Source organism: Xanthobacter sp. BG11Y11_SDJG (genome assembly GCF_057364445.1).
In genome coordinates, this window is the sequence record NZ_JBNFNU010000230.1 from 1 (window position 1) to 6766 (window position 6766).

Here is a 6766-nt window from a genome sequence, read left to right on the forward strand (position 1 = left end):
GGAGCTCGTAGCGCGCGCCGCGCCTGCGGGCGCCCCGTGCGCCGGCCGGAAGAGGCGTTGTCATTTGACGGCGCGGGCGGCCCTCACTACCTGTGCCTCCAGCGCCCGCTCCAGGTGCGCGTCCGGAGGCCTGAAGTGTCGCTCGTCGCCACGATCCGCAAGTCGCTCGTGCCCGTGCATCGGGAGGGCTATCCCTTCATCGCCGGTGCGGCGGTGATCGCGCTCGCCATCCTCTCCGTGAGCACCTTCTTCGGCATGATCGCGGTGGGCCTCGCCATCTGGACCGCCTTGTTCTTCCGCGATCCGGTGCGCGTCACGCCGGTGCGCGAGGGCCTCGTTGTGTCGCCGGCGGACGGCACCATCTCGTCCATCGGCCCGGCCGGCGCCGCGCGAACTGGACCTGTCGGACGAGCCGCTGCTGCGCGTCTCCATCTTCATGAGCGTGTTCAACGTGCACGTGAACCGCGCGCCGGTGACCGGGCGGATCGAGCGCGTCGCCTACAAGCCGGGCATCTTCCTCAATGCCGACCTCGACAAGGCGAGCGAGGACAACGAGCGCAACGGCCTCGTGATCCGCACCATGGCGGGGCGGGTGGGCTGCGTGCAGATCGCCGGCCTGATCGCCCGGCGCATCGTCTGCTTCGTGCGCGAGGGCGAGGAGATCGGCGCCGGCGAGCGCTTCGGCCTGATCCGCTTCGGTTCGCGGCTCGACATCTATCTGCCGCCGGGCACCAAGGTTCAGGTGGCCGAGGGCCAGACCGCCATAGCCGGCGAGACCGTGATCGCCGACCTCACGGGCATGGCCGCGCGCGATATCGCCTACCGGGTCGGCTGAGCCATGGCGACGCCCTTTCCTCCGTTCGATCCCGAGGGCCGGACCCGGTTCGGCCGGCTGGGACGCATCCCGGTGCGGGTGCTGATCCCCAACCTCGTGACCCTGCTGGCGCTGTGCTCCGGCCTCACGGCGGTGCGGCTCGCCATCGAGGAGCGGATCGAACTGGCGCTGGCGGCGATCGTCTTCGCGGCGCTGCTGGACGGCATCGACGGGCGCCTCGCGCGGGCGCTCAAGGGCACCTCGAAGTTCGGCGCCGAGCTGGACAGCCTCGCCGACTTCGTGAACTTCGGCTGCGTGCCGGCGCTGATGCTCTATTTCTGGGGCCTCAACGAGGCCGGCTCCTTCGGCTGGATCGCCGCGCTCACCTATGCCATCTGCGCGGCGCTGCGCCTCGCGCGCTTCAACGTGATGCTGGACGATCCGGACCGGCCGGCCTTCGCCGCCGACTTCTTCACCGGCATTCCCGCCCCGGCCGGGCCATCACCGTGCTGCTCCCGGTCTATCTGGAACTGCTGGGCGCGCCGCACGGCGCGTGGAGTGCGCCGGTGGCCCTCGTCTACTGCCTCGCCATCGGCTTCCTCATGATCTCCACCGTGCCGGCCTGGTCCGGCAAGACGCTGGGCAGCCGGGTGCGGCGCGACATGGTGCTGCCGCTGTTCGTGCTGGTGGCGCTCTATTTCGCGCTGCTGGCGAGCTATCCCTGGGCGGTGCTCGCCACCTGCTCGGTGATCTATCTCGGCCTGCTGCCGGTTCCGCGCTGCGCTACCGGCGCCTGATGGCCGCCCACCGCGCTGAGATGGCCGCCCGGGTCGGCGGCCCGGGCGAATCCGCCGGGCCTGCAGCTTCCGGCACCCCGTCCTGAGCCCTGCGCCAGCGCGACACCGCGCCTATGCGGCGGGCGGTCATTGTATGCAATGGCGGCATGAATGATCAAAATATGCGCATATTCGAGACTTCAGCGACTCTCTCGGAGTGGCGCAGACTACTAAAATAATAATTAAATCAATAATTTATAATAAATTGCATACAACTGGCACGGCCCTTGAATGGGGAAGGCGAGTTTCGCTTGCCATTGCCATCGAGGGGACATCGCCACATGAACCGCCGCGAGTTTATGACCTCCGCCTCCGTCACGGCCGTTGCCACCGGCGCGGGCGTTGCCGCGCCCGCCGTCTTCTCTCCCGCCAAGGCGCAGGCCCGCAACGAGACGCTGCTGATCGTCTCCGAGAGCGGCCCGAACAATCTCGACATCATGGGCGTCGGCACCAACGTGCCGGGCTACGAGGTCAGCTGGAACTGCTACGACCGCCTCATCACCCACGAGATGACCGAGAAGGACGGGGTGCGCTATTACGACCGCGACAAGCTCAAGGGCGAACTCGCCGAGGACATGAGCATCGGCGACATGTCGGCGACCTTCAAGCTGAAGAAGAACGCCACCTTCCAGGACGGCACGCCGGTCACCGCCAAGGACGTGAAATGGTCGCTCGACCGCGCGGTCTCGGTGGGCGGCTTCCCCACCTTCCAGATGAAGGCCGGTTCGCTGGAGAAGCCGGAGCAGTTCGTGGTGGTGGACGACCACACGGTGCGCATCGACTTCATCCGCAAGGACCGCCTCACCATTCCCGACCTCGCGGTGATCGTGCCCTGCGTGGTGAATTCCGAGCTGGTGAAGAAGAACGCCACCGAGAAGGACCCCTGGGGCCTCGAATACACCAAGCAGAACACCGCCGGCTCCGGCGCCTACAAGGTCACCAAATGGACCTCCGGCACCGAGGTGGTCTATGAGCGCTTCGACGACTGGAAGGGCGGCCCGCTGCCCAAGATCAAGCGCGTGATCTGGCGCATGGTGCCGTCCGCCGGCAACCGGCGCGCGCTGCTCGAGCGCGGCGATGCCGACATCTCCTACGATTTGCCCAACAAGGACTTCGTGGAGCTGAAGCAGGCCGGCAAGCTGAACATCACCTCGGTGCCCTATTCCAACGGCCTGCAATATATCGGCATGAACGTCACCAAGCCGCCGTTCGACAATCCGAAGGTGCGCGAGGCGGTGGCCTATGCCATCCCCTACCAGAAGATCATGGACGCGGTGCTGTTCGGCCTCGCCAAGCCCATGTTCGGCGCGCCGGCGGACACCCAGACCAAGGTCGCCTGGCCGCAGCCCACCAAGTTCAACACCGACCTTTCCAGGGCGAAGGCGCTGCTCACCGAGGCCGGCTATCCGGACGGGTTCGAGACCACGATCTCGTTCGACCTGGGCTTCGCCGGCGTCAACGAGCCGATCTGCGTGCTGCTGCAGGAGACCCTGGCGCAGATCGGCATCAAGACCACCATCAACAAGATCCCCGGCGCCAACTGGCGCGGCGAGCTGACGAAGAAGACGCTGCCGCTCTACACCAACGTGTTCTCGGGCTGGCTCGACTATCCCGAATACTTCTTCTTCTGGTGCTATCATGGCAACAATGCCATCTTCAACACCATGAGCTACCAGTCGAAGGCCATGGACGCCTTCATTGACGCCGCCCGCCAGTCGGCGGCGGTGGGCGACAAGGGCGCCTACGACGCGGGCGTCAAGGGCATGGTGGACCTCGCTTTCGCCGACGTGCCGCGGGTGCCGCTCTACCAGCCCTACGTCAACGTGGCGATGCAGAAGAACGTCACCGGCTACGAATACTGGTTCCACCGCCGGCTGGACTATCGGGCCTTCGCCAAGTCCTGAAGGCGGGCGATCCGGGGGCGGCGGTTGCGAGGTCGCGTCCCGCAGGACGCGAAGGGGAGGGGTGGCGGCCGGGAGGGGGCGCCGTCGCGTCACCCCTTTCTCCGTTCCGCAGGGGAGGGTCCGTGCCGGTGGCGCCTTCCCCTCACCCCCACCCTCTCCCCGCCGGGGAGAGCGCGTTCGGCCGGCGCGGGCTTCAGGGTTCGGGCTCGGCAGGGCGAGGGACGACCCGGCGCATTCCCTCTCCCCGGCGGGGAGGAGGGGCAGGGTGAGGGGGTGCCGGGTGCGCGCCCAGGCTCTGGCCGGGCCGGAACAGGATGCAATGATCGGGGCAGCGGGCGGCCGGGCCGTCGCGCCGCGCGCGCCGGACCATAGAGGAGAGGGCCATGCTGAAGCTCATCGCCAGCCGTCTCGCCACAGCCGTGCCGAGCCTGGTCGGCGTCGTCATCGTCACCTTCCTGCTGACGCGGGTGCTGCCCGGCGATGCCGCGGCCTATTTCGCCGGGCCGGCCGCGACCCCGCAGGCGATCGCGGAGATCCGCGCCAAGCTCGGCCTCGACCAGCCGCTGCCGGTTCAGTTCGTGGACTACGTGAGCGCGCTCGCCAAGGGCGATCTCGGCACCTCGCTGTCCACCGGCCAGCCGGTGGCGCAGGAGATCGCCGCGCGGCTGCCCGCCTCCGCCGAGCTGACGCTCTGCGGCCTGATCCTGGCGCTCGCCATCGCCGTGCCGTTCGGCATCGTCGCGGCGGTGCGGCAGGGCTCGTGGGTGGACCATGCCTGCCGGCTCATCACCACCGCCGGCGTGTCGCTGCCGGTGTTCTTCACCGGCCTGCTCTTGGTCTATGTGTTCTACTTCAAGCTCGGCTGGGCGCCGGCGCCGCTCGGACGGCTCGACGTGTTCTTCTCCGCCCCGCCCACCATCACCGGCTTCTACCTCATCGACAGCCTGCTCACCGGCGAGTTCGAGACCTTCCGCGCCGCGCTGGCGCAGCTCGCGGTGCCCTCCATCACGCTCGCCATCTTCGCGCTGGCGCCCATCGCCCGCATGACGCGCGCCTCCATGCTGGCGGTGTTGTCCTCCGAGTTCGTGCGCACGGCGCGGGCGGCGGGGCTGACCGACTACACGGTGATCCTCACCTACGCCTTCAGGAACGCCATGCTGCCGGTCATCACCACGCTCGGCATGGTGTTCTCCTTCCTGCTCGGCGCCAACGTGCTGGTGGAGAAGGTGTTCGCCTGGCCCGGCATCGGCTCCTATGCGGTCGAGGCGCTGATCACGTCGGACTATGCGCCGGTGCAAGGCTTCGTGCTCGCCATGGCGGTGCTCTACGTGGCGCTGAACCTCATCATCGACATCACCTACGGCATCATCGACCCCCGCGCGCGGAGCGAAGCATGACCATCGCCACCGTCGAAGACGCTCCCCAGAGCGGCCTGGCCGCCACCCTCAAGCACGCCCGCTACGTGATCTCGGACAATCCGGTCACCGGCGTCGCCTTCGGCATGTTCCTGGTGCTGCTGGTCGCGGCGCTGATCGGCCCCTACGTGGTGCCCTACGACCCGCTCGCCTCCAACACCCAGTCAGCGCTCCAGCCGCCCTCGGCCGCCCACTGGTTCGGCACCGATAATCTCGGCCGTGACATCTTCTCGCGCGTGGTGGTGGCGACCCGCCTCGACCTCGCCATCGCGGTGTTCTCGGTCGCCCTGGTGTTCGCGGCGGGCGGCATCGCCGGCATCGCCTCCGGCTTCTTCGGGGGGTGGACCGACCGCATCGTCGGGCGCATCTCCGACACCATTATGGCCTTCCCGCTGTTCGTGCTGGCCATGGGCATCGTCGCGGCGCTGGGCAATTCGGTGACCAACATCGTGATCGCCACCGCCATCATCAACTTCCCGCTCTATGTGCGCGTCGCCCGCGCCGAGGCGGCGATCCGCCGGCAGGCGGGCTACGTGCAGGCGGCGCGCCTCACCGGCAATTCGGAATGGCGCATCCTTCTGACGACCATCCTGCCCAACATCATGCCGATCATGATGGTGCAGATGTCGCTGACCATGGGCTACGCGATCCTCAATGCGGCGGGCCTCTCCTTCATCGGCCTCGGCGTGCGCCCGCCGACGCCGGAATGGGGCATCATGGTGGCCGAGGGCGCGGCCTATATCGTTTCCGGCGAATGGTGGATCGCGCTGTTCCCAGGGCTCGCGCTGATGTTCGCGGTGTTCTGCTTCAACCTGCTGGGGGACGGTCTGCGCGACATCGTCGATCCCCAGCGCCGCACCTGATGGAGGGGCAAATGCACGGCGTCGCCGATCTGTCCGCCGCCTTGTCCGCCCCCGTCCGCGAGGTGGCCGGCGGGCCGCTGCTGGAGGTCAGGGACCTCACCGTCGAGTTCCTCACGCGCCGCGGCATCGTCACGGCGGTGGAGAAGGTGAGCCTCACCCTCGCCAAGGGCGAGACGCTCGGCATCGTCGGCGAGAGCGGGTCGGGCAAGTCCGTCACCTCCTACACGGTGATGCGCATCCTCGACCGCGCCGGGCGGATCGCCGAAGGCTCCATCACCTTCTCGGGGCTCGACGTGGCCCACGCCCCGGAAAGCGCCATGCGCGATCTGCGCGGGCGCGAGATGTCGATGATCTTCCAGAACCCGCGGGCGGCGCTGAACCCGATCCGCAAGGTCGGGCACCAGATCGCCGACGTGCTGCTGCAGCACGTGCAGGCGGACCGCTCCAACGTGAAGGACAAGGTGATCGAGATCCTGGAGCAGGTGCGCATCGCCCGGCCGCAGGAGCGCTACCATGCCTATCCGTTCGAGCTGTCGGGCGGCATGTGCCAGCGCATCGTCATCGCGCTGGCGCTCGCCTGCCGGCCGCAGCTGATGATCGCCGACGAGCCCACCACTGGCCTCGACGTGACGACGCAGAAGGCGGTGATGGACCTCGTCACCGAGCTCACCCGCGCGCGCGGCATGTCCACCATCCTCATCACCCACGACCTCGGCCTCGCCGCCGCCTATTGCGACACGGTGATGGTGATGGAGAAGGGCAAGGTGGTGGAGACCGCTCCCGCCGAGCGCATCTTCCGCGATCCGCAGCACCCCTACACCAAGAAGCTCATGCGGGCGACGCCGCGGCCGGGCATCACGCTCAAGGACCTGCTGCCGGAGGAGGCGGCGGCCGAGGGGGGCCGGCGCGCCAGCGCCGGAGGCGGCGGCGCTCG

The 6766-nt window shown here is 68.3% G+C and carries 4 protein-coding genes and 2 pseudogenes; all 6 read left to right on the forward strand.

What is annotated here, in order from left to right; all coding sequences use genetic code 11:
• Positions 1-135: 135 nt before the first annotated feature.
• Positions 136-835 (forward strand): annotated as a pseudogene (locus AC2W7M_RS16810) (phosphatidylserine decarboxylase).
• Between the two features lie 3 nt (positions 836-838).
• Positions 839-1587: pseudogene (gene pssA, locus AC2W7M_RS16815) on the forward strand (CDP-diacylglycerol--serine O-phosphatidyltransferase); the annotation flags it as partial.
• A 344-nt stretch (positions 1588-1931) separates the two neighbouring features.
• A complete protein-coding gene (locus AC2W7M_RS16820; RefSeq protein WP_486133438.1) occupies positions 1932-3554 on the forward strand; it encodes an ABC transporter substrate-binding protein in 1623 nt (540 codons plus the stop codon).
• 383 nt (positions 3555-3937) lie between these two features.
• Positions 3938-4951, forward strand: a complete 1014-nt coding sequence (locus AC2W7M_RS16825; protein ID WP_486133439.1) for an ABC transporter permease — start codon at positions 3938-3940, stop codon at positions 4949-4951.
• Positions 4948-5832, forward strand: a complete 885-nt coding sequence (locus AC2W7M_RS16830) for an ABC transporter permease (RefSeq protein ID WP_486133441.1) — start codon at positions 4948-4950, stop codon at positions 5830-5832. Before AC2W7M_RS16825 ends, AC2W7M_RS16830 begins: the two co-directional genes overlap by 4 nt.
• A 62-nt stretch (positions 5833-5894) precedes the next feature.
• Positions 5895-6766: ABC transporter ATP-binding protein (locus AC2W7M_RS16835; protein WP_486133443.1), on the forward strand; the 872-nt coding region annotated here is incomplete at its 3' end.